Genomic DNA, 25,302 nt, shown 5'->3' on the forward strand with positions numbered 1-25,302 from the left:
ATGATAACTTAAGGTTTTATCATGACTGAAAAGTCTAATTATCCTGTACATATATTATCCCCTTTACACCAAGGGTTAAGCCAATCTCAGCGTCGTACAGAGCCACTGTCGAGTGCTTTTTTTCAAATTGAAGCACGCACGATTGAGCAGTGGTTGGTGTACCTGCAACAGCTAGCAAAACAAGTACGTTTTATTGATGAAGCAAGTGTGCCGAATTTACAGACTTGGGAGCAGGTTTTACCTGATGCCAATCAGTTAGCATCATTAGCCAACATGCTAAAAAACCAAGTTGTTAGTACTGATACTCAGGCATTGGCGAGTCGACCTGATCTGGCGTTATTGCTGACGTTCATTGATTTGTTACAACATACAAGTGCACAATTTAATGCGTTTGTGAGTCGGCATTTGGATCATTATTTTCATGATGTATTGCGTTTTACTAAGCAAGTTGCGCAACCGGATAGTGCGCATGTTGTTATTACACTCGGTGATATCGCCTCAATGACGCTTGCTGAAGGAGTTGAGTTGGATGGTGGTAAAGACAGTGAAGGTAATGCGCTAATCTACCATACAACGACACCAGCAGCGATTAATCATGCCCAAGTTGATTTTGCAGCCACCTTAAATCGGGTGATCACATCAGAGTCGGGTCAACAGGCATCATTGCAGGTGGCACGCAATGTCATCTTTGATGCTCAAACAGGGCAAATACTTGAACAGAGTGTGCCAAGCTTAGGGACGTTATCAACCGAAGAAGGTCAACCTGAGGTTGAGCTAGGGTTTAAAGTCGCCTCTCAGGATTTGTTTTTGCTAGGCGGCGAGCGCGTAGTCACATTGCAGTTTGCGACGGATAGGCTGGGAAGTACGCCCGTAAATGTATCCGATTGGCAGAGCGTATTTGATATTTATGCCAGTACTGTAGATGGACCAAGGTTATTGGCTGCTGATACGTGGGCATTTGAAAGTCATGCGCAAAGTGTTGACCAAACTCGACTTCAGATCACCTTATCGCCTTTATTCCCTGCGTTATCTCCAGCTGATGATGAATATATTGGTGGCCATTTGCATTTACCCTATTTATCGTTTGTATTGAAAAGCGATGCATATTTGTCGGTTTATGGTGAACAAGCATCGAATCAAGGGTTACTGAGCCAAATTGGCATAGAGCATATTAAACTTAATGTGAAAGTGACTGGCGCATCAGGGGTTATTGCGAGTAATAGCGAAGGCGCACTGGATACACAAAAGCCGTTTGATCCTTTTGGTCTAGACCCTAGGCTTGCGGCTAAATTTCATTTTACCCATCCAGAGTTATTGTGCAAAGACATTACTTACGCCAGCTTATCGTTTACTTGGTTAGATAGACCCAGTGACTTTAATACGTATTACAAGCCATATAGCTTCTACCTCTTTACTCAAGCGGATCAATCACAGAACTCTGAGTTCTTTAATGAAAGTGGCCGTTGTACTGTGGAAGCGTCTGATTCGACTCGCGCGGAAGAAAAGGTATGCAGTGCTGTGACGTCGTTTGACTTAAACACATTATTAGATAGTACGTGTGATTGTTTAACTTGGCCCGATAGCGAAGTGAAGATTTATCAATCGGACAAAGCGCTGGGAAGTGAGTTAGCATCAGAAGCACTTTCTGGGAAAGGACACAGCACGAAACTGTTTTATGATGATTATGATCAGGATACATTGCCAATCGTTGTCAACAATAAAGCCGCAAATACCATAGAGTTTACGACAGCCGATAATAATGTAGCGGCAGACTATGGCACGTTGCCAATGGCTGAATTAGATGCGAGGCAGTGGCCAAAATGGTACAGCCTCGAATTAACCAGCCAAGATTTTGGTCACAAAGACTACACACGTGTTGTGGAGTACTTTGCTTATCAAAATGGCATAGCGTTGGGCAAATCACCAGATAACTTCATACCCATTCAGGTTTCTCCCCCTTATACACCGCATTTGGAATTAGTTCAGTTGAATTATGAATGTGAAAGCGTCACTAGCGCCCATAGCGCGGTAGTTGGGAATACCATTTGGCTTGAGCATATAGCGCCTATTGGTCGCCAAACACTGGCATTGAATCGTATGGCACAGGCTAAATTGTTGCCAGAAATTGATAAATTAGGGTATCTCTATATTGCTTTAAAAGACGTTGTGTCTCCTGGGCAAGTGAGCATGTATTTTCAAATAGATCCCATCGATGGTTATAACATGGGGCACTCGCCTAAATTTTTGTGGGAATATTTTGATAATGGTCATTGGCAGCGATTAAAGCGAGAAGATTCACAAGGCGAGGCAGGCGAAGGGCGTATTTTGCAAGATAGCACGTATGATTTACTTGACTCGGGTATCATTATTTTTTATTTACCAAAAGTTGGCTTGGAGAATAGCTTTAATCATGATGGCCGGCTGTGGCTTAGAGCAAGTATTGAGTATGACTCCGTTGAATACCCGACCAATGAGTCTTCAATATATCCCATTTATTCACGCATACGTGGCATGTTCACACAGGGTGTAGAAGTCACATTAAAAAGTATTGAACACCCACAAGCACATTACGAGAAACCCTTATCGGCCGAGCAAATTGTAAAGTTAGCGCAACCAGATCCAATGGTTAAGCAAATTAGCCAGCCTTATCCAAGTTATGATGCCAAAGTCACAGAAACGACAGCAGCATTTAATCAAAGAGTAAGTGAGCGTTTACATCATAGGGGAAGACTGTTAACAGCGTGGGATTTTGAACATTGTGTATTACAAACTTTCCCACAATTACATTCAACACGAGCGGTACATACTTCCCAAGGGGTAACCTTGATTGTGATCCCATTAAATTATGATCCAGATGTGTTGCAACCAAAGGCACCTCGATATTTAAAACGAGAGGTACTTAATCTGATTGAAGCGCTCACAGTACCTGGGTTAGCTGTGAAGGTTGAAGATCCAAATTATGTAGAGGTGCAAGTTGAGCTGATTGTAAAAATTAATCCGCTTTATGATATCCAAAGCTCTGTTATCGAGCTCAATCAACTGGTCATAGATACATTAACACCGTGGAATAAGTCAGAGTCCGAATTGTCAAAAACGATTTATTTAACAACGTTAGCCCAAGTGTTAGAACAACATGTTGCGGTAGATATGATCCAAGTGATCAGAGCGAAACGCGCGGGTGACAATCAGAACGAATATAGTGCATTAGCACCAAAGGATGCGCAAGAGATCCTAGTACCGGCTCGCAACCATAAGATTTCATTAGCCAGTGTCTCGGGCGATGTGTTTGAAGGCATTGGTAAATGGGAAATTGAGCATGACTTTAAAGTGCAGTAATACAGCAACCCCTTGCTAATCGAATACATAACATTGCGACGCAAAGCTTAAAAGAAAGTTTTCACAGCTTTTCGGTCAGCGCGTCTTGCGTATATCACCTCTATTTTATTAGGTAAATTATGGTTTCTAATCCATTGAAAATCTCTAATGATCTTGTTTTGCATCGTGGACAAGATCTCGAGGGATTGAGAGTACAAGCACTTGAGCGGCTGCAACAATTTGCACCAAATACGTGGACTGATCACAACCGTTTTGATCCCGGTATTACGTTACTGGAGGTATTAGTCTATGTCCTGTCAGATTTAAGCTATAAATTCAGTTTTCCTGTAGAAGACCTGTTGTCTCGTGCAGAAAGTGATGCGAATCGCGGGCAGCAGTTCCTCGCACCAGAAACGGTTCTATTCAGTCATTGTGTGACAGCTGATGATTATCGACGCTTATTTTTAGATATTGCAGAAGTAAAAAATGTTCATGTCAAAGACATAAATACAGGAACGGGGAGCGCTAGCGATACCTTTGATTTGATGATTCAGCTGTATCAAAGTAGTGATGAAATACGTGCACAAGTCATCAGTAAAATCCATCAAGTATTTATCAGTAACCGAACGGTTAATCATCAACTCGGCCAAATTGGCTTTTATGGGGTGGAAGATATATTACTGACTGTCAGCTTAGATTTAAACAACGTCGATGATGTAGTTGAAACGCTGGTGGACATTTTTCGACTGATAGACAATGAAATATCACCGAGTGTTCCTCAATATACCGCGGCGCAACTACAGCAAAAAAACATCAGCTTAGAGCAAATTTATAATGGACCAAAGCTAAATAATGGGTTTGTATTAGATTCAGATTTAGCGAACACAGCCCAAAAACGGCATCTTTATAGTTCAAATATTCTCAGTGTGCTTGATGGCCATCCACACATCGCCAATATTAGTGAATTTAAGTTTATAACCGCATCATCTCAGCAAGGGTATGAATACTGGCAAACAAAAATCCCGCCAAATGCAAATGGTGATGTGTGCCTGCCTGCGTTATTTTTCCAAAGCCCACAGTTTTTTGATGCAATCAATATCACCATTGAACAGCAAGCTTACACGTTAACAACAGATGAAAAAGTTCGAATTCGTGCTGCGTTAGATACATTCAAATCGGCACCGTTGAATGAAAGAAATATATTATTAGCGCCGCATAAACAAGGTGAGCATCGTCCATTGAGTCACTACGATTCATTGCAACACGAACTACCAAAGGTGTTTGCGGTTACCGAAAAAAGCTTAGATCAACTTATTGACTCAGGGCAAAAAGCACAGCTGTTGCAGTTTAAAGGTTATTTACATTTATTCGATCAGATACTAGCGGACCAACACAAGCAACTTGATGTGCTCCCCCATATTCTGGCATTGCCAAGCCCAGACAGCTATCAGGTTATTGCGTCTTTATTAGATGACATGCTGGCCAGTGAGTCAATTAATCAAACGCAATGTGTGGCATTTTGGACCTGTGTAAATGCACTACCTCACTCTCAATTGAGTCAGGCACTGCAAGGAATTAGTGGCTTAGCGCATCTAATTACTATGCCAATTGAAACGTATCAGAATGAAGGTATGCAGCGCACTTTAGAAGCGCATTTTAGCTTAGCCCAACTGACGCGCCTCAATCGCAGTACAGCACACTTATTGGCCCGTTTTTGTATTACAGTACCAGACCCTAATTCATTGAAGTACCAGAATGTTTTTGCCTTGTATGGAACTGAACTTGCAAACAATGAATTAGATCAAAGTGGTGAAGAATGTTTGGTGGCTCGTTTAGTTTTACTTCGACAGTATATTGATAAATGTCGATTACTCAATGAAATAGGAGAGCTTGGGTGCCAACGGGGAATGGGGTTTAATTATTTATCACGTTTACCACACTGTGATCAATTAGCTGGGCTCAGTAAATATATTATGCGGCATATTGGGCTCTCCCACCCAGGACAAATGCCGCTTGCGACCAATAATAAGGAAAGCTTCTATTTGCTTGAATCAAGCTTGCTTAATACCGATTTAAAAACCGGTAGCATATCTGAACAGCCCTTAGTGACTCAGCTACATTTTATTTTGCCAGATTGGCCGACGCGGTTCCAAAACATTGAATTTAGAGCCTTGGTGTCTTCTCAAATTAGGATGTATACACCACTGCATCAAAGTGCCCAGAGTATGTGGTTGGACAAAGAAACTATGAGTCTTTTTGAGCGCTTGTATTATGGGTGGCTGAATTTTTATGGCGAAGCTCAGCGGAGCCGGTTCATGCAATTCAATGAGTCTGTTATTGCGGTTGCAATGAGACTGAATACGCTATTAAAGCAGTTTCTTAGGCAACCAATAGATGCGGCATCGGACAGCGCCGAGCATCGTTGGATGCTGGCTTCATTGATTATAAATGAAACGAATGAGGAGGCTGATTTCGAGACCATTAAGCAGGTCATGTATGACATATTACAGACGTACTCAGAACAGACATTACCAGATGAGCTCGAGATCGACGGCGTCGTTTTACCTGAAATTCATCGTTCAGTTACCGCTATTATTGCAAACGAAAACTTTGAATTTCCAATCGGTTTTAGTGCCGATACAGTATTTTATCTGACCGCCCAGCACTGTATTGACGAAATATGTAAACCCAGCCTGTTAGACAGCGCTAATAATCATCGCCGTTTTACTGTGGGTTATACCCCATTACCATATTTAACGCCTATTTCACCGGTATCACTTTCAAAAATAAACCCTACAAGCCCAGAGGCTTCTAAATTTACTGTCGCCAAAAGTACGGCAAATCGAATCTAATCAAGGAACTACTTATGACTACCTCAACAGAGCAAGATATTGAGTCGAGCACCGAATCATCAACGCCAGCACCTGAAAGCCGTGCGTCATTAATTGGCAAATTTGATGATTTACAAACCCCGACAGGTGATGATTTTGAGTCATTAATTCGCTCTAGCTTTAACCAAGTGGATGATCCCTTAAAAGTGACAGGTGCCGGTGACGATGAAACGTTGGAAGTGACTGCGCCTCTGAATATAAAGCGCAAGGACTTGGCGCCAGGTTCAACGGCACCTAGCGCGAACATTACCATAACACCAGAGCAACTGATAGTTGCAGGAGCCGATGCTGAAGCAACCATGGTGAAAGTTACGGCAGACGCTGTGTCAGTAGGCGAAAATGGTAATTTCACGGCCAGTGCAAACACGTTAAATGCATACAACGTATTAGAAGTGAACGCAGATACCTCAATGGTCAAAGTGACTGGTGATATTAAAACGCAGTCACTGACAAGTGAATCGGCTCACATGACAACGGTGCAAGCTGATCAAGTAAACACTGAAAAGTTAATTGTTACCACAAATACGACCTTAGGTCCGAACACCACGGCAGAGCAGTTAAGCGTAAGTGGTGCAACTACGCTGAAGGACAGCTTAGCTGTTACTGGGGCAACCAATCTTGAAGGTAACCTCATTGCGAATAGTGCCATTTTTAATCAACATCTGGAGGCACATAAGGCGCTGGGTGTTGGTATCAATAAAGACAGCACTAAGGCAATACTGCATATTAATAAATCAAGCAGTGACATGGATGCATTGCTACGTGTTGATGATGAGAATAATGATGACACGCCGTTCATTATCGACTCTGAAGGTAAAGTGGGTATTAATACATCTATGCCTGATAGTCATTTGCATGTGGATGGATCGTTTTTAGTTGGCGTCAGTAAAGACAGCGCCACAGTACATCTTAAAAATGATGGGCCGAGTCAGTTTAATAACGAGGTGCAAATAGCACAAGGGCTTGCAGTACAAGGTGGTGTATCAGTAGGAACGTCGCTGGGAGCTGTTGCACAAGGTAATGCAGCCATATCGGGGAAAATCGGCCTTGGCACGCATCAACCTGAGGCATTGCTGGATATTCATGCGGCGCAACCAGGTAGCATGCTCAACATGCAAAACGGTGATGATAAGTATATTAAAGTCACGAGTGCACCTGTGACCGATGAAACAGAAATAACGCTATATAAGCCAACTAAAATAGCACAAGATTTATATGTATCGGGCCGGGCGACCAGTCAAACATCTGTTGTCGAGGGCAGCTTAACCGCACAGAATACAGAGGTAGAGACGCTTCATGTTTCAGACTCTGCAACGGTATCAGGGCTCACTCAAAGTAAAACATTACTTGTGGGAGAACAATCAGGCACCACGGAGCCTGAACGCGCAGCAGGTGCTTTGATTAATGCCCCATTGACTGTTAAGCACAGCGCTCAATTTCAAGATATTACTGCAGCAACAACTTTGCAGGCGACTGACGCAGTGATACGTGAACGGTTAAATGTAGGTCATGCACAAGGTCAAAGTAACGCGCGGGTTAGTATTAATGCGCAAGGTGCAGATGAAACCACGTTACTCATCAAAGATGATGAAGATAAAGCACTATTACGTGTTAAGAAACAAAAAGTCACACTGGGCAGTGAAGGGGGGAGTTTACCTCTTTGTGTTGAAGGCAGCATGCATGCGACAGGCAAAGTCAGCGCACCATCACTCGATATTTCAGGACATGTCAATGCCAATACTTCGCTGGTTAATGAACAAATTAAAGTTGCCGCGTTATCGTATGCTCATGGGTTTACGACGTCAGCCAAATTTGCTGTACTGGCGGATGAGATGACGACATCAGGCATCGATGTCAGTTATAAAAACGGCAATGCAACCACCTCTGTGTTGGTAAATAAAGCAGAGTATGTGGGGGTTCATAAGGCAGATCCGCAAGTTCATTTTCATGTTGGCTCAGAAAGTATGTTTGAGGGACATGTTACGCTTCGAAACACCCTAGAGATTACACAGAGCGAAAATAGCCTACCGGCTTTTCGTGCCAGCTTAACACAGACACAAGTTGGTTCCGATGCAACGGATGCTCAGTTTATGGTGTATGGCGACACCGAGTTACGCGGCGCGTTCAGTGTCTTCAGTGATGATGGCAATTTTATTCGTACTAACGACTCTCAGTTGCAGTTAACGCAACTTGGTGTTGAACCGGTGTTTAAAATCAGTGACGAGACAAACGCGCAGGTGATTTATGCGCAACCAGGAAAGTTGGCAATTAATCAAACCATCGATATGAATAGTGCCGACTTTTCTCTCACGGGTGAGGCGAAAATAACCGGAACACTCGCAATTGAAAATCCTGAGCTAGCATTGCAAGTGAAAGGTCGAACAGATATAGAAGACAAATTACAGGTCATTGGTGAAACGGCGCTACGAAATGGCCTTGATGTCAGTGTCACAAACAACACTGCAGAGGCAGCAAAAGACGCATTATCGGTATCAGGTTCCAGTGTGTTGAATGGCACATTAACGGTAAGTGAGGCGACAGACATAGCAGATACCCTCACAGTGGGTAAATTGGCGCAATTCAATGACGCGTTAACTGTGACTGCGCATACACAACTCAATGATACAGTGACCGTAGAGGGCGTACTTGTTGCACAAAGTAACGTCGTTATTAAAGGGGAAGTGGGTGATAATGCCTTAACGGTTGATAATAAAGCCGTATTTAGAGATGACGTGAGCATCGGCGGTGATCTGAGCTTAACACCTTACGAAGCATCAGCACGGGTTCATATCTGTGAACAGCAAGCGCAAGCGTTACGCATAGATCACCATAATGGTGAGGTGGGGTTAGTATTCTCACAAGGAAACTTGGGCTTAGGGTTAGAGCGACCAGAGTACATGTTGGATGTGGCTGAGGACAGCCGTTTCCATAAAGATTTAACTGTGTCAGGGCGTGTGGAAATTGATGACAGTTTGCATGTAAATGAATACGCCAGCTTTCGTAGTAACTTGAATGTTTATGGTAATACGGAGCTATTGGGCGAGGCCCGTGTAGGTTTGGCATTTCATCATCAACAAGATGATTCATCGTCAGCCAGGTTGGGTAATGCGCAATTAAGTATTGAACAAAACCATTTTGATAAAGCGTTGGCTGTTTATCACCAAGGCAGTGACCCCGTGGTTGTCAAAGAGGGCCGACTGGGTATTGGGACAGAAGACCCCCGAGCACACTTAGATGTGACTGGCAATGTTACTGTAACAGGTGATATTGAGTTAGACGGTGTGTTAAAAGGGGCGGGTCGTTTAGAGTGTTTAGACGGCGCAAAGATTTTTGGGGATGTTGAATTACGTTCTGATTTAACCGTAAGTGATGACGTTCTACTCAAAGATAGCTTAACAGTCGAAGGCCATGCTGTATTCACACGTAAAGTTCGCGTGGAAGGAGACAGTGATTTTGTCAAAAATGTCGCCGTTGCTGAATCTCTCACTGTAGAGAAACGTACTAGCTTGAAGGATAATTTACATGTTGGCAAGCATGCGACTATTCAAGGTGGCGTTAATATTGAAGGTTTAGAAGCCGACAGTAAAGTATTGATAAAACCAGACACAGCACTGATGGGTTGTTTGCAGGTGAATGGTCCAGCTGAGTTTAACACGACCTTGAGTACAAGGTCGTTGAGTGCGCAAGATACATTAAATATAGGAGATACGCGAGCGTCGGCAAAATTGGCAATAAATAGCGAAGAAGGGTTAGCTGGGTTAGATATTGCGATAAGTGGTGACACGCAGCTACACCTCAATTGTGAAGGTCAATTAGGCTTAGGCACAGCACAAGCAAGTCATAAGCTGGATGTAAATGGTGATGCGCGAATTAGTGAAGCCCTTTCGGTTGAGGGACGTTTGGAGGTAGGCAACGGTGCGCAAATAGCGGGGGATTGTCAGATTCAAGGCGCGTTATCGGCTGATGATTTATCTATTGCAGCGGTCAATTTACCAAATAGTCCGACGATTAATATGGTTTCTCAAGACCCGCTACTCGGTGGTGAACAAACGTCAAATAACACATTGGCCACGCAATCAGCGGTAAAAGCGTATATTGATGAGCATACTTGGCAGCTGAGCCATGGTAAGAAGGTCATCGCGATTCATGATCAGCAAGAGTTTGATGCCGTGTTTGAACGTGGCACGTTGAATAATGTGACTATTTTACTCTATCCACACAACAGTCACCCTCAAGTAACCCGTGCGTACAAGCTTAATCAAGCTGTAGAAATAGGCTCAAATGTGAGTATTGTCGGCTTTAACGAGCAAGAAACACGTATTGTTAAAGCACACCCAGGGTGTCGCTTTATTCTGCGGGGAGAGCGAGATGCGAAGGTGAAAAATGTACAGATGAAAGGCTTCACTTTTGACGGTACGATTGCCGGTGAACCATCTCGCTTTGAAGGCAGTGGTGGCGCGTTTAGTTTACGTTATGTCGAAAATATTCAACTTAACTGTGTGATAGAGCATCATTGTGTTAGCCATGATGGTGGTGCGATATATGGAGATGTTGAAGCGACTGAGGTACAAGCGTTGAACATTAGACAATGTAAAGCGGGTCGCCAAGGCGGAGCAGCCTATGGCTTGAAATACTCAACAATTGATGCTCAATTTTGCCAAGCTGAACGTGGAGGTGCTGTGGCACATTGCGATAACAGTGAAGTCTTGGCAAAACATAACAGCGCGTCGCTTTATGGTGGGGGGGCGTATAAATGTGAGAACTTAATGTGTACAGGCCACTGGCGTAACAACCGCGCAAACGGGGGGGAGGGTCAACACATATACAGTGCTGGGTGTGAGCATGGTGAACTACATGAACAGCCGCATCAAGAAGGTTATTTATGGCATGCCGTGTATCTTGACCACGCGCTTACTTGCGCGCATGGTTATTGGCGAAATGATCATATTTAACCTCAGGTTTGGGTAAGGGTTTTGGCATAGAAAATGTTTTGTAAACACACTTACGTACAACCCAAGGATGATATTTTGTTCAATATCAAGGCGCTTTTATGCAGTCATAGCGGGCTATTACAAATGAAAGCAACGCCGAGAGCGAGAAAAAAATAGCTTTATTGGGCAAATTCGCTTATCCAGAGCTGAGGTTATTTAATGATGCAATTACACGTTAATAAAATAGGGGTCGAACTTGAGACCCCACACAGTGTGTTAGAGCACTCAGGTAAGTCTTTAACTGATTTAGAAGCGACATTTAATCAGTGGTTATCCAAAGGGTTATCATTGTTGCAACTAGAGCTGCCTGAACTATCAGGCACAACAGAGCACATTCAGCATTTATCAGATATAGAAATAGTATTACCCGAATTGGATTGGCAGGCCATTGAGCAGAATTCACAACCGTATTTTAATGCGGTTGTGAAACCCATAATCATGGCAAGCTTACAATCAGAATTTGATTCAGGTGTGCATGATGTAATGCTAACTCAGGGGGGGTATTCGCTACCGAGCAATGGCACTTTAGGGGGTTCACAAGGGCCATACAGTCCGCTTTGGAGCCATTTTGTTAAGACTTATTGTGCGCATCCGGCACGCGACGTTGTTAATACACAGAGAAATAACCTACAGGGGGTAATTGCAAGCCACTTTAAGTTAGACAAAGTCATGTTAGAAAAATTGATTCAAGATGTTGATTGGCCCGCTACGCGAGGTCGTTTGATCAATTTATTTAATGATAGTCGTACAATTTTGGCGAATATTATGTTCCCTTTATTGCATGTTATACAGCGGAATATGCATGGGGGAAACAAAACTGAGTTGTCGTATTTCACGGATATATTGATGAAGCTGTCGGTACATGATGTTGAGCGATTTTGGATGTATTTAGAGCAAACTTATATTCAATGTGTGGCACAGCCATTACACCATGCTCAAACAGTTTCAACGATACTCAAGAGTTATCATTGTTATGTATTTTGTCATGCGTTTACGCAGTCACACTTGCAACGTGTATTAGCTGGTTTGAGTTCAAAAGGGTCACAGTTAAAGCTAAATACATGGTTTGCACTTCACCCTCAAGGTACTGTCAATCATCATGCGCTAATAGGCCTTGAACGTATTTTGGATGATATAGAAGTGCATTATCAAAGTACGAGTGCAAATCAAGCGATTCAGTGGGAAAACGAGGTAACAGAAAAGAAAAAGCCAGCTTTAGGCCTTAATGTATATACAGACATGTCTCACTATGACCAATTGCCTGAATCGTCATTGCTCAGTATGGCCGTTGATAGAGCGGCGTCTGTGCACTTTAGTGCGCGTTTGTATCAATTGCAAAGCACGTATCGACTATTAAATACATTGCAAGTTGGCGCGATGTTACCGGCTATGTTTACTATAAAGTGGTCACAGTTGCTGCAGGCGTTACAAAGCAGCCACCAACTCCCCATCCAGTTTCGTATGGCCTTAGAAGCTTTTGTGTTATCGGCCAGACCCGAAATAGACACGCATCGATATGTAATACAACGTCTTGAATTGTTGCACCTCTATATCAACCGTGAGGTGACACAGCTCAGCTTTGCTGATAAGCCGCAACATCTAAGTAAAATAAGAGTGTTACTGAGTAGCTTTTCAGATGCGCCAGTTGCGTTAATTCTTAAGCTCACAGAACTGATACTGTCATCAAATGATGTGTCTGATGCGCTAGCGCGACAGCGCAAGGGGCATGTGTTAAATGAGGTTGCGCTTTGGTTGGAACACTATCAGAAACGCGTGCAATTGCGTATAACGCGGCATTCTGAAAGCTATTTGCCTGCGTTTAACATTGATCAGAATAACGAACGGGCTCAGGTTAATCGCACCGAGAGTGTGGCAACTGACTTACTGATGACTGGCATTGAAGCTATCGAGGCAAATATTGGTGAAGCTGACTATTTCTATTGTGATATTCGGGTTCGCTTGAAATATCTTGAACCTCTTTTAACACAAAGCCAATGGTTGGGCGCTCAACAATACCTAGTTACGCATGATTATGTCGGGTTACTCCAATTCATAAAAGACCCAGAGCATATGGCCATTGCAACGCAAAGGTCGACGACGAATGCTGCAACAAGGTTTCGTTCAAGGGGGCTTGTTGCTACGGATAAAATAAATCATGAGTTTGAAAAAGAGCAAACTCAGCATTTAGCTGGTGTATGTGCAGCATTGGCAGCTCGATTGAATGACATACAAACCAATAATGGTAAGCGAGTTGAAAGAGCGAATAATCAAGGTTTGAGTCATCAAGGCTATGAGGAGGTGTCAACGGGTGTGCCGGTTTTATCTACAATCGTGTTAGATTTGATAAAGTCGATGGCAATTCATTTAGAGGCTATATCACTTCAAAAAGGTGATTTTGTGCCGTCACAGCACCAGTTATATGAGCGACTTACTGAACTACTGATCTGGCTTAATAGTCAATATCAATTGTGTGTTAAGCACAGAAATACTTTGCCTATTCTTAATGAAATCATTGTGTCAATTGAACAGTTGGTCGAGATTAAAAAGCGCTTTGACGACATCAACCCGAGCCTTAGTCGCGCATTACAACGCGGCATATATTGGACTCTTCCTTTAATAGAGTGGGGGGCTGAAGCGCTTATAGAGTTAGGTCAAACCAACGCGAAAAAAACCATGCAGGGTGACTGTGAACCGAGTGAAGATGACCATCCCGTTGTGCATGTACAAACTGCATCGTTAGAGAAGAATCTCTTAGAGGTTGACACTCAGCGTGATGATAACAGCAGTGTGAGTGTGTTGTCAGGCCAAAGGGAGTCGGCACTGATACATCAAGTATTGTCATCTATTGAGCCAATTTTTTGTATCCATAATTGGCAAGAGGCGAAAAGGCAGTTAAAGCAGCTACGGCGTATGGCAACGAGACAACTACCAACGGTTAATAACACCCTGTTTGAGGGGAAGGCCGACCACGGTGTTTTTGAGCTGCAAATGTTACATGACGCGGGAAGTGCAGAGACACCTTATCAAATGCCAAACTCAGAGGGGCTAATTCAGTCATTGAAAAACGCTGTTTCAGTGATCGAAAATAACCTGATGACTCAGAACAACAAGTACAGGCAGCAACTGTGTGAGCATGGCCTTGAACAATTGTTAGTTCAGGGGGAGCAAGCCATCACCGCGATGCGCTGCCAGTTAATGGATAATGAAGCATTAGCTAGTGCTGATGCCGGCATTGTTTTGCTCTGGCCTTTTTTAACGCCATTGTTTGCTAAATTAGGACTATTGGATATGAAATCGGAGCCTACGCAGGGGCAATTTGTCGACGAACGAGCCCGTGCGAAAGCGCATAGTATACTGTGCTCTATTGTGGGGGTAGACCCTATGGTTCATGCGACTTACACCATTAACGCATTACTTGGGTTACCACCTACATGCGTTGTGGAAACTCCAGAGGAGGTGCTTGAAAGTGAACATAGTGCAGTTGAACATATGCTCGCAGTGGTGATTTCGCGTTGGCATGCACTGCAAGATATGTCTGTTGCGACGTTCTCTGCATTGTTTTTACAGCGTGAAGGGCAAGTGCAGCTGACAGAAAGAGGACTTGCGATCAGCATTCAAAACAAGCCGCAAGATGTACTAATGATGCGTATGCCATGGGGACTTGGCTTAATTCAGTTACCCTGGTTGCCCGAGTTATTAATTGATGTTAAATGGCACAGCGGCTTTTAACACTGCAATATACCGTAAGCATTTATACTATTTGGAGGACAGTTATGTCACTAGTTCAAAATTCGACGCTACATCAACTGATCAATGATCATCAATCACGTTATGAGCAATATGAAATAGCACGCCAAAAAGCTGAAGATCAAGCTCAGCATACAAAGGAGCACTGGTACTTTACATTAAATACGCTGTTTGTTAGTTATGTATTACCGCAATTGGAGTCAGTAAAAGGACTATTGGCTGAGCACGGCTTTGAGTCAAATATTGTGGTTCAGAGAAAGGCAATACAAGCAATGGATGGTTCAGTAGCAGATGCCATTACACAAATTACTTTTTCATTATCGGGTTTACACAGTAGTGATAATACATTGATAGAGCAAAATAATAATATCAACCGCTTATTGTTTTTTACAGCTGAACATTCGATGCACATACATGCGCGTTATATTACTGATATTGCATCAAGTGAAACACAAATGATGTATTTCTTAGACGAAAATGCAGCATCAAATACGCAAAGACCGCCTTGGACTCATACGCCGGAACAGCACCAATATTGCCCACCTTGTTATGATCATGGCAGTGAATCACATAGCGTGATCAGTGATTTCATTAATTTTGTATTTTTACAAATTAGAGGAAAATTGAACCCATAACACCTTCTTTATCAACGATCTGCAGTTGGTTATTTCAAACTTTTTTTCATAGTGTTTATCGAACACATTGCATTTTTCTTCACACATTCTGCACTACGACGTCTTCAATTTGAACAAACACATTAAGGTGACTTATGGCTGACTATATCAGTACATTTAATCATGTATTTACCAAATCGGAAGTTGAAGTTGATATTTTTAATGTGGACATAAATACATTGGGGTGTTGGCAAACGTTACAACAAGCGGGTTTTGAGCCTGCAGAGCTACTGACCATATTCCGTCAGCAATATTGTGTTGAAATTTGGCAGCAAATAAAAGGTGAGTGTATTCGCGATCAGTTTGTTGCTGATCTGCTATTTAAAGCTGCGGTGAGAGGTTACTTAGAAAATTTACTTTTACGGTTACAAAATGCCTACTCGTTACCTTGTAACGGCATGTTGTGCAACAGTACTTTGTACATTCTAAATCATGGTAAAAGCTGCGGCTTAGATGAGTGGTTAGTATGGAGTATTGTTTATTTAGATAGCATTCAAAGCGCTGCTGTAGAGTCAAACTTTGTGTCAGGCAATCACTATTGTGGCGATATATTCAGCACGCGGCACTAAAATTCAGTCTTACTTTATACCCTGTTTTCTAGTTTATATTTGCGTGCTAAGTGCAAAGCAATGCGATACCTAGACTCTGGCTTCTTTATCCCCCACCATCTCCTGCTTTTGATAATTAAAGTAGCGACCAATTATGGGAGCATCAGCTCCCCCTTCTTTCTCAAGTGAGCTTTACCAATCATTTTCCTTCTCTTTAAGGCCGTTCCCAGCTATGAAATAACCCCTTTAAAGTTCAGTTTGAGTCAATATTTTTAGTCATGATCGGAGTACTCAATATGAAACCAAAACCTAATTCTGAAATTACGCGTATTCAGCTTGGTCCCACAGCAAAAGAAAAAAACCAAACAACAAAAAAAAGGATGCACCGACCTCGCTTACCACAAGACATTGTGATGGTCATAGTAGGCAAGTGGGCGATGCCAACAACGGTCGTTTTGGTGCTAATAACCTGCTTATCGGGTTATTACCTGGATGTTGAAGCGTTTACGCCTGTGGTTGGTATGATAGCACCTGTCATAATGGCGTTAATCATGGTGATCAGGGAGGCATCGGTGGGCAAAGATGAAGATCAGGCTTTGGCTGACCGAAAACGTGAAAGAGATGAAAGAATAAAACAATATCAAATAGAAAAAGAGCTTAAATTAGCGCAAATGGCATTGGAAGAAAAAAGGCACACGCAAGAACTGGATGAAAAAGCGAGGCAATTTGATTTATCACAAGCAGCAGCCAAGGATGTGGTTGAGTTAGCCAGAGAGATGAATTCGAGTTTAGTAGACATTATGAAAAAAGAATCAGATTAAACTGAATCAAAAATACAGGTGTCACCTATCTACATGATTCATTATTAAAATTAGAGGTGAAACAGTACAAAAATAGGGCGCGCTTAATGAGAGGAAAGCATTTATAGCATGTAGATAGGTTTGTGTAAAAATGCAAGTTGGCAAAGCTTAGCGATGTGGGAATGGTTAACTATCTATTCTTATTAATGCACTTTTTGTGAACTTTTTATTTTTACTTTAATTACCATTTGTTAAATTATTAAACTTTTTTGTTTTCATAGTGTATTAGTTTTGTTCAAGTTTTTTAATGTTACATAATATCATTGTTGCAATTTTTCGCTTGTAAATTCACCGGTGACTGTTTCTTAAAGTGGTACTATCCTTTCATTGATGCAATATGTGCCATAGTTGGTTTAAATCTTGATCTATTTATCTTTAATATGTTTTTTTTATGTCCTTTTTTTTACTTATTTTAGTATTTTATGATCAAGAACAATTATTAGAATAAATCATGGGTTTTAGTTGAGTGTTATATTCATTATTAAAACTTATGAGAGTAAGATCAGCATCGCTTTTATAATCTAAATTGAAAGGAAGTATAAGCGCTGTCATGTTTTATGAAGAATCTAATAAAAATCAGTTTAAAAGGGCTTTTTTGGGTCCGTTTACACTTGATAACCGTTCTCAAACACTCAAGCTAGGGAATGCCTTGATAAAGGTTGAACCGCTTATTTTTGAGTTGTTAGTATACTTTGTGCTGAATCCGGGCCGAGTAATATCTAGAGATGAACTTGGAGAGAAAATTTGGCAACAAGAATTTGTAGATAATAACTCTATAAATCGTGCGATTTCTGAATTACGGAGAATTCTTTCGCATGAATCGTTACCTGAAAATGTTATTAAAACCCACTATCGAAAGGGCTATAGTTTTAACTTAGACGTGAGGTTTGATCCTCTGAACTTATTTAGTGCTATGTCCTTAGAGATCCCTCACCTGAACCGTCAAAATATCCAGTTGTTTTTTCTTGCATCGTTATTAATAATCCTACAGTTAGTCATTATTTTTTAATTATAGATTTTATTAATATTTTCATAAAAAGAGGCTTTAAGCCTCTTTTTTTGTTTGTTTTTTAATCCATAAGCTTTTCCGAAGACAAAATTGTCATGTCATAAGCAAAAATATCCCCTTCATAAGCGACATTTTAGGTCAGTCGCGTCATCTTGTGCCCGTCGAAATTTAGCGCCATTTTTATTCAAATATTACAAAGAGCACAACATTATGGAACAACAATTTGTTGATAGAAGAGCATCGCTATTAGCTAACAAAATAGCGCGTACCAATTCATTTATACAACGTCAAAACATTCAAAAAGTCCCGGTCACTTTTGAGGGTGAACAGCTCGATTTTATTCGTTTGGCAATGGTCGATGGTATAAATGAGGATGCCTTAAGAACGATTGACTTTCACCAGCGTTGTTTAGGCGCTGAAATTGACAATGGTCGACAATATTGGTGTATGAAAAAAGGAGATGAAATTATCGGTTTGTCGGGTTTCCATTATCGTTTATGGGATCCAAAAAGTATCGTATGGGGAGGGTGGTTTGTTGCGCAACCGAATGCGTCGGCGATGACTAAAATTGCCATGTTGCTTGATACACTCAAAGTCTTGTTAGAAGAGACCAATTATCAGCAACTGTATATTGAAGTTTTTGCCGATACAGAACAATCGAATATTCTCGGAATTTACCAATCTTTATTGTTTACTGAACTTTCACGCTTCGAAAGTTTTTATGGGCCTAACCAAGATATGGTGGTGATGAAGCTAGAACTAGATGATTTGCGTAAGCATTGGTTAGATGTAACCCGTTGTCAGCAATTGGTGCAATAAGTATGTTGATTTTGTATGTAGAGTCAGGGGCAGGCTCTCGAGCATTGGCACTGACTATGCAACAACATTTACAGCGCAGAGGCGAATCATCAACGCTTGTGTCGTTGTCTGATATTTTACCGTCATGGCTAACTCGGCTATTGTTTGACCAATACTATGACTGGTGTTTAGAGGGTAAGCAACATCATAGTAAGTTGTATGGCAGCCGCTGGTTTTATCCTGTGCTATATAAGTTACTACCTTGTATGTTGTGGTTTAAAGGGAATGATAAACAAGCCATAGCAAAAAAGCTGTTCAGTGAACATCAACAAGTATTAGCGTGTAGTTATTATGGTGCTTTTTTTGCGCGCTATTATTGTAATAAATTCTCACTTAAGCGGTCCATCCATGGCGTACTTGGTGATTACAGTATTTCGTCAGGATGGCAAACACCTGTTGATAATTTATTTGTGTCGCACGCATACAACAACAGCGTGTTTGATTGGCATAGAAGTCGTTTGGCAGCGGTACACGCCAGTGGGATCCCTGCACTTGTAAGCGATACGAATAACCTATATCAAGTAAAACGAGGTCAAGTCATGCTGTGCGGAGGTGGTTGGGGCTTAGGTATTACTGCATCAATCGTCAGTGCGTTACTGGGCACTCATAAAGTCACTCGATTACAAGTTGTTTGCGGTCAGAACACAGCCTTATTTACACAACTCACACGTGAGTTTTCAACATATATTGATGCACAGCAATTACAGGTGATGGGGTTTGTTGATGACTTAAGTCACCTGTATCAACAAGCTGAAATACTGATCACCAAATCTGGGGGTATTACCTTAACGGAAGCATCTTTAACCAATACTTGTATGGTGATCAGCTCAGCATTACCAGGGCAAGAGCAGCATAATCGCGCCGTTTTTAAAGAAGCCGGTGCGGTGGCTGTATGTGACTCGGTTGAGTCATTACGAGATGCTGTTGAGCAGCTGCTTGGCAATACACAACGAAAAATTACCTTAACAAACAATGCCGCGACATTGGTGCGGCACGATGCGCCAGATTACATCTGCAATGTGCTTTTAAATTATTATCAGGAGAACCGTCATGTGGACTAAAAAAGCCACACACTTAGAAAACTCAGATTTACCACAAGGACATCTGAATTTTATCGAACGTAACCCCAGCTTTATCAAGCATCATAGGGCAAGTTCAGAACGGGTTGCTAATGCGTTAGCACGTTATGCTGAGTCTGAAGTTGTGGCAGAGGAAAACATTTGTAAGTTAGTCGTTAAAATGACAAGTAGCTGTAACTTACGATGTGAGCAGTGTTTTCAGTGGCGTGAAGGCGGTTTTCACAATGGCTTAGATCCTACGGCGATACCTTATGATGAGAGTGGCAACTTATTCGATTTTATTGACCGTAATCAGTGCGATATTATTTTGACAGGTGGTGAACCAACTTTACACCCTGACTTTCCCAAGTTTTTTAGGCGCTTAGCAGAGGCTGGTTGCTTTATTTATATCTGTACGAATGGGTTGCTGATAAAGCGCTATTTTGAGCTGTTTAGTGAATTTTCAGATCAGCTGGCATTTTTAATCTCAATTGATGGCCCAAGTGAAATCCATGACTCTATTCGTGGCAAAGGCACATTTAGGAAAACCATTCAGGGCATAGAGATGCTCGCCAAGGGCAAGCAAGAAGATGGCAAAGGCTGGCTAATTGGCGTTGAAAATACCTTAATGGCAAAGAATTTAGATCAATCCATTGAGTTGCTCAAAGTGTGTGAAACACATGGTGTAGACTGGATGATCTTCAATCACCTATGGGTGGTGGATTTATTTGCGCGTAGTGAGTATCACAAGTTTTGTGAAGAGTATAATGTGGTACCGAACTCATATACTGGTTTTGATATGGGAGACTTTAGTCATGACTATATCGAAAAAGTTATCTCGACTTTGGCGCAACTACGTGAATACCCCGCACAAATTCCGGTGCTATTTGGCCCCGATTATAGTGACGATGAATTGCGTAAATACTATCGAGGGAAAATGCCTGCTCGTGAGAACTATTTAAAAATGGGCGTGAAGTTAGATGTTGATATTGGTGGGAAATTGGTGATGACAAAACAATTTCCAGATCTGGTTTTTGGCAGTGTACTGGATGACACTTTAGAAGATTTAATGGCGTCAGACGCTTACCAACGTGCGGCTAAATCAATGCGTGAAGGTTCTTTGAGGGTACTCAATGCCTGCCCTGATGCCCATAACTTTTTAGTGTAGGTATTTGCATGTTATCGGTCATTGTACCTGCACATAACGAGGCGTCGGTGTTGTCACACACACTGTCGTCTTTATGTGAACAGTTAGCCCCAGAAGATGAGCTGATCGTGGTGTGTGATACCTGTCAAGATATCAGTGTTGATATTGCGCGTACCTTTACGTGTCATGTGTATGATGAGCGGCTTGGCTCAGCCGCACAGACACGTAATTTTGGGGCACAAAAAGCCACCAAAGACGTGTTGGTTTTTATCGACGCTGATACTCACTGTGCCAAAAACTATGTTGCTGCAATAAAGCGCTCAATGCGCGGTGGTACTGAATATGGTTGTGCACCTTTAAAAAGTGAATCAGGGCATTGGTTAGGAGAATGGATAGCCAAGAGTATCAATCGATTTAATTACACACACCGTACTTTTGGTGGAAATTGCTTTGTGAGTACACATTTGTTCAAACAGTTAGCCGGTTTCAACGAGGCGTTAATGAAAGGCGAAGATACTGATTTGGGTGAACGGCTATGTAAACTCAAGGCTCGATATGGGTGGCTTGCGCAGAGCTATATTGTTCATAACGAGCGCAAGTTTAAAGAACAGGGCTACATACGTTATTTCAGCAAGCTGTGGCTGGAGTCGGTGTTATGGCAGGTGGCACCAAGCGTCTATCAACGTGTCGTAGGAGTGAAAGGATGATTTCTGCACTAAAGTTATTGTTTGCTGATATTAGTAGCCGCTTGATGATGGTGAGTGCAATCAGTGCAGTGACCACACTGGGTATTGTGCATAGCATTAATATTGCGCTACAACATCGCCATGGTGACACCCAAAACTTACTCCACAATGGGATGATATTTTCTGTGGCGTTTTTGGCGTATTTTATCATTCAGCTATTTTTTCAACGCCGTACTTTGCAGCTAACTGAGCACACAATAATGCGCGTTAGGTTGTCAATTTTAGATGCAGTTCGCGCTGCACGGTTAGCCAATGTTGAGAAAATAGGGCCGCAAAAGATTTTGGCAGCCATCGCTTATGATGCGAACGTTATGAGCCAATTGAACCGCTTTGTTGTGGTGAGTGTTGGTCAGCTATTTACGGTGATAGCAGCATTAATGTATTTGTGTGTGGTATTGCCTGTGGGCGCGGTGATCGCGTCGATATTATTTGTACTGGCAGCACTGGCTTATAAATATCGTTTAAAGGCCATAGAGCACGCTATGGCTGAGGGTCGTCATGCTGAAGATGGCTTTTTTGACAGTATGCATCACTTACTCACAGGTATTAAAGAGAATAAGCAAAACCAAGGTCGCAGCGATGCCCTCTTTCATGATATATCAACCCAAGCGCGCTCAGTACGAGATAACAAAGTATTGGCAGACTCTCAGTTTATTAATAATCAAATGATACTCATGGCTGCAATGTACCTTGTGGTGGCTGTTGTGGTATTTGTGGTGCCATTGTATGGCTGGCTCAGTTCTGAGCAGCGTATGAGTTTTGTGATCATCATTCTTTTTCTAGTGAGCCCATTCCATAGCAGTATGGAGTTATTTCGGGTATTAGCGCAGTTACGAGTCTCTAAAGCAACCCTTGATAATTTGTATGAGCAAACTAAGCAAGCGCAAGAACCCGTGTGTTGTGACAGCGCAGTACAATCGAGTGCCCAGCCTGTTAGCGTACTGGCATTTGAAAATGCGCACTATGCGTACGACAGTGATGGTGCATTTAATATCGGACCCATTAACTTTTCAGTGAACGCGGGTGAAATCGTGTTTATTTCTGGTGGTAATGGCTCAGGGAAAACCACTTTATTGAAAATGTTAACTGGTCTATATACCCCAACGGAAGGGGCCATATTACTCAATGGTAATGTGCTCAGTAAAACGCAATACGCCCATGAACATCGTCAGTTATTTGCGACGGTGTTTGCAGATAGCGTGGTATTTAAACCCTTTTACGGTGTTAATAAATTAGATAAAGCAAGGTTGCAGCATTGGCTAACACAAGCCAATTTGGCGGATAAAGTACAGTGGAATGAACAAGGGTTTTCAACGACTGAGCTGTCAACTGGGCAACTGAAGCGGTTGGCTTTGGTGCAGGCTTTAATGGAACAAAGACCGTTCTTAGTGTTGGATGAGTTTGCAGCCAACCTCGACCCTGAGTTTAAACATATTTTTTATACACAATGGTTGCCGCAACTAAAAAAAGCAGGAAAAACCCTTTTAGTGATCACCCATGACGAGCAATATTTCGATGTGTGTGACCAACACCTTTTGATGCGAGAAGGGCAGTTACATGCTTATGTGCCTTCTGTGCAGCCACTCTTTCATGCAATGTAGAGCACTTTACTGATGAGCTATTCTTTATCTTGGTTACACCAAAATACACAGGCCAATAAAACCGCAATATTGGTCCCTTTTTTCAATGAAGCGGGCAATGGTACTCATTTTAAACAGCGGCTAGCTTACTTTGATGCGCTGGCAAGTAGTTTGCCTGTCGAGATAGACATTATCTTAATTGATGACGGTTCGAGTGATAATCCTCAGCAATATGTTAATGCCCATTATCAAAGGTTGAGTGTGGCGAGCGTGAGCCCAAATGGACAAAAGATAGGGGCGTTGCAGCGCACGATTGAAGCACTCGATCATGAGTATATTATTTTTACCGATTTTGATACTGAACTTGAAAATTTGGCGCAGTTAACACACACCTACAACAAGTTAGCCGCAGATGAAAATTGTATGGGGTGTTATTTTAAAATGATGCCGATTGCCAATTCAAAGCCGGTGGTGCAATTTCAATTGCTGGAATATGCCTTAGAGCGTGCTGCGTACCATTTTAACGCCAATGAAGGGTCTGTGCCAATAATGCCAGGTGCGGGATGTTTATATAAAAGACCCATTATTGAAGCATTATTGGCACGCCATAGTGGTTTGCGCAGCGGCGAAGACCGGGAAACTTGTTTACTCGGGATTGAACAAGGGTATACCGTTTTCTATGAAGCTGAGGTTGTTGCGATGACCGCGCCTCCCCAATCTTGCTGGGCGCTATATCAACAACGGGTGAGGTGGTCACGTGGGTTTATTGAGGTAGCCATTAACAAAAGCGATTTTTATGGTCAGCAAATGCGTAAAAAGACCGTGCTAGGGCGGCGTCATTTACTCGATATTATTTCGGTCAGCACATTCTTAATTGCGCCCTTATTATTGCTATTTTTGTTCTTATTAAACGAGACAGTTGGGTGGGGGTTTTTAGGCGTATGGAGCCTGATTGGCATTATTGAAACCTATGCGGTGTATCGTGTTGCCAAGCAGGAATTTAAGCAACTTCCCCAACATCGCTGGCAGTTAGTGCTGATGCCATTTGCCCGCTTATTGCTTGAAGTGCCTACTTGGTGGAGTGTGAGCAGTGCCATGATATGGCAAAAATTGCGTAGTAGGAGCACGGTATGAGTCAAGCGCAAGGTATGAAATTAAGCCCGGCCGCAGGGGAGTATGATTGTATCTATAGCTTGGGTATGGACTGTCGACCTAGACATATTATGAAGCAACTGGACTTAAAAAGTCGACGAGGCCCGTTTGACTGGATAGGCAGTTGTGCTGTGGCATCTATTATAACGGCGTTAAACACTCGGTGTGAAGATGTTTTGAAAAAAGAGCACTTGCAGCCTTTTGACACGGATTGTAAGGAGTACAAAAAGTATTGGGATCCAGTGACTCAATTTTTGAGCACCCATGACTTTGCGTTAATTGATGGTGATTTAGAGCGAGAATATCCTGCGTTTAGAGTCAAATTTGATGGGATCAGCGCACGTTTTTTTAATCATATTAAGCACAGTCGTCGCGTGTTGTTTTTCTTAAATATTGGTATTGAACAGCAACCAGAATTTGAGAGCGAGTCTATCAATGAGCTGAAAGTCTTGTTACCCAAATTACAGCAGTGTTTAACTGGTTTATGCGCGGGAGAAGCCACTTTATTGGTCGCGACTTTTCACCGTGAATTGGCCGCATTAGTTGCTCCTCATATTCATTTTGTGATTAAGCAGAGTTTCTCTGAATCCTCTGAGTGGATGGAAGGTGAAGAGCGACAGCAATGGGCGGATATGTTGACCGGTGTCAACGTGCCCAAAGATACCAGTGTGAGTCACTCTCATTCGCTCACGGCACACTCACAGCCGTGAATTCGGGTATAAAAAA

Annotated in this window: 15 protein-coding genes; all 15 read left to right on the plus strand. The window is 42.2% G+C overall.

Translation table 11 applies throughout. The features are described from left to right. The first annotated feature begins 21 nt into the window (after positions 1–21). The 15 genes from PAUR_RS19825 to PAUR_RS19895 all read left to right on the plus strand — a co-directional run bounded on the left by PAUR_RS19825 (position 22) and on the right by PAUR_RS19895 (position 25,286). Complete coding sequence (locus tag PAUR_RS19825; protein WP_192509458.1) at positions 22–3,336, plus strand: hypothetical protein; 3,315 nt, start codon at positions 22–24, stop codon at positions 3,334–3,336. A 119-nt stretch (positions 3,337–3,455) separates the two neighbouring features. Next, positions 3,456–6,167 (plus strand): hypothetical protein, encoded by a 2,712-nt coding sequence (locus PAUR_RS19830; RefSeq protein WP_192509459.1) that lies wholly within the window; start codon positions 3,456–3,458, stop codon positions 6,165–6,167. Between the two features lie 14 nt (positions 6,168–6,181). After that, positions 6,182–11,158, plus strand: coding sequence for a polymer-forming cytoskeletal protein (locus tag PAUR_RS19835; protein ID WP_192509460.1), 4,977 nt, complete (start codon positions 6,182–6,184; stop codon positions 11,156–11,158). Between the two features lie 198 nt (positions 11,159–11,356). After that, positions 11,357–14,926, plus strand: a complete 3,570-nt coding sequence (locus PAUR_RS19840) for a contractile injection system tape measure protein (RefSeq protein WP_192509461.1) — start codon at positions 11,357–11,359, stop codon at positions 14,924–14,926. Positions 14,927–14,970: 44 nt separating this feature from the next. Next, entirely contained in the window at positions 14,971–15,579 is a 609-nt protein-coding gene (locus tag PAUR_RS19845) for a hypothetical protein (protein ID WP_192509462.1), read from the plus strand. A gap of 134 nt (positions 15,580–15,713) precedes the next feature. Continuing rightward, a complete protein-coding gene (locus tag PAUR_RS19850) occupies positions 15,714–16,187 on the plus strand; it encodes a hypothetical protein (protein WP_192509463.1) in 474 nt (157 codons plus the stop codon). Between the two features lie 275 nt (positions 16,188–16,462). Beyond that, the gene (locus PAUR_RS19855) at positions 16,463–16,987 is read left to right on the plus strand and encodes a hypothetical protein (protein ID WP_192509464.1); all 525 of its coding nucleotides are present in this window, start codon (positions 16,463–16,465) and stop codon (positions 16,985–16,987) included. Between the two features lie 589 nt (positions 16,988–17,576). Beyond that, complete coding sequence (locus PAUR_RS19860; RefSeq protein ID WP_192509465.1) at positions 17,577–18,035, plus strand: winged helix-turn-helix domain-containing protein; 459 nt, start codon at positions 17,577–17,579, stop codon at positions 18,033–18,035. A 210-nt stretch (positions 18,036–18,245) separates the two neighbouring features. Next, on the plus strand, positions 18,246–18,854 hold the full coding sequence (locus tag PAUR_RS19865) for a GNAT family N-acetyltransferase (protein ID WP_192509466.1): 609 nt from the start codon (positions 18,246–18,248) through the stop codon (positions 18,852–18,854). 2 nt (positions 18,855–18,856) lie between these two features. After that, positions 18,857–19,954 (plus strand): glycosyltransferase, encoded by a 1,098-nt coding sequence (locus PAUR_RS19870; protein WP_192509467.1) that lies wholly within the window; start codon positions 18,857–18,859, stop codon positions 19,952–19,954. Beyond that, entirely contained in the window at positions 19,944–21,119 is a 1,176-nt protein-coding gene (locus tag PAUR_RS19875) for a radical SAM protein (protein ID WP_192509468.1), read from the plus strand. The genes PAUR_RS19870 and PAUR_RS19875 overlap by 11 nt, the downstream gene beginning before the upstream one ends. A gap of 8 nt (positions 21,120–21,127) precedes the next feature. Continuing rightward, complete coding sequence (locus PAUR_RS19880) at positions 21,128–21,805, plus strand: glycosyltransferase (RefSeq protein ID WP_192509469.1); 678 nt, start codon at positions 21,128–21,130, stop codon at positions 21,803–21,805. Continuing rightward, on the plus strand, positions 21,802–23,445 hold the full coding sequence (locus PAUR_RS19885; protein WP_192509470.1) for a cyclic peptide export ABC transporter: 1,644 nt from the start codon (positions 21,802–21,804) through the stop codon (positions 23,443–23,445). The genes PAUR_RS19880 and PAUR_RS19885 overlap by 4 nt, the downstream gene beginning before the upstream one ends. Positions 23,446–23,457: 12 nt before the next feature. Next, the gene (locus PAUR_RS19890) at positions 23,458–24,558 is read left to right on the plus strand and encodes a glycosyltransferase (protein ID WP_192509471.1); all 1,101 of its coding nucleotides are present in this window, start codon (positions 23,458–23,460) and stop codon (positions 24,556–24,558) included. Continuing rightward, positions 24,555–25,286, plus strand: a complete 732-nt coding sequence (locus PAUR_RS19895; RefSeq protein ID WP_192509472.1) for a DUF1796 family putative cysteine peptidase — start codon at positions 24,555–24,557, stop codon at positions 25,284–25,286. The genes PAUR_RS19890 and PAUR_RS19895 overlap by 4 nt, the downstream gene beginning before the upstream one ends. The last annotated feature ends 16 nt before the right edge of the window (positions 25,287–25,302 follow it).

The organism is Pseudoalteromonas aurantia 208 (assembly GCF_014858725.1).
Classification (GTDB): Bacteria; Pseudomonadota; Gammaproteobacteria; order Enterobacterales; family Alteromonadaceae; genus Pseudoalteromonas; species Pseudoalteromonas aurantia.

Excerpts from the sequence above, each read along its gene's own strand:
- PAUR_RS19825 (WP_192509458.1), top strand. The coding sequence starts at position 22 with ATGACTGAAAAGTCTAATTATCCTGTACATATATTATCCCCTTTACAC.
- PAUR_RS19830 (WP_192509459.1), top strand. The coding sequence starts at position 3,456 with ATGGTTTCTAATCCATTGAAAATCTCTAATGATCTTGTTTTGCATCGT.
- PAUR_RS19835 (WP_192509460.1), top strand. The coding sequence starts at position 6,182 with ATGACTACCTCAACAGAGCAAGATATTGAGTCGAGCACCGAATCATCA.
- PAUR_RS19840 (WP_192509461.1), top strand. The coding sequence starts at position 11,357 with ATGATGCAATTACACGTTAATAAAATAGGGGTCGAACTTGAGACCCCA.
- PAUR_RS19845 (WP_192509462.1), top strand. The coding sequence starts at position 14,971 with ATGTCACTAGTTCAAAATTCGACGCTACATCAACTGATCAATGATCAT.
- PAUR_RS19850 (WP_192509463.1), top strand. The coding sequence starts at position 15,714 with ATGGCTGACTATATCAGTACATTTAATCATGTATTTACCAAATCGGAA.
- PAUR_RS19855 (WP_192509464.1), top strand. The coding sequence starts at position 16,463 with ATGAAACCAAAACCTAATTCTGAAATTACGCGTATTCAGCTTGGTCCC.
- PAUR_RS19860 (WP_192509465.1), top strand. The coding sequence starts at position 17,577 with ATGTTTTATGAAGAATCTAATAAAAATCAGTTTAAAAGGGCTTTTTTG.
- PAUR_RS19865 (WP_192509466.1), top strand. The coding sequence starts at position 18,246 with ATGGAACAACAATTTGTTGATAGAAGAGCATCGCTATTAGCTAACAAA.
- PAUR_RS19870 (WP_192509467.1), top strand. The coding sequence starts at position 18,857 with ATGTTGATTTTGTATGTAGAGTCAGGGGCAGGCTCTCGAGCATTGGCA.
- PAUR_RS19875 (WP_192509468.1), top strand. The coding sequence starts at position 19,944 with ATGTGGACTAAAAAAGCCACACACTTAGAAAACTCAGATTTACCACAA.
- PAUR_RS19880 (WP_192509469.1), top strand. The coding sequence starts at position 21,128 with ATGTTATCGGTCATTGTACCTGCACATAACGAGGCGTCGGTGTTGTCA.
- PAUR_RS19885 (WP_192509470.1), top strand. The coding sequence starts at position 21,802 with ATGATTTCTGCACTAAAGTTATTGTTTGCTGATATTAGTAGCCGCTTG.
- PAUR_RS19890 (WP_192509471.1), top strand. The coding sequence starts at position 23,458 with ATGAGCTATTCTTTATCTTGGTTACACCAAAATACACAGGCCAATAAA.
- PAUR_RS19895 (WP_192509472.1), top strand. The coding sequence starts at position 24,555 with ATGAGTCAAGCGCAAGGTATGAAATTAAGCCCGGCCGCAGGGGAGTAT.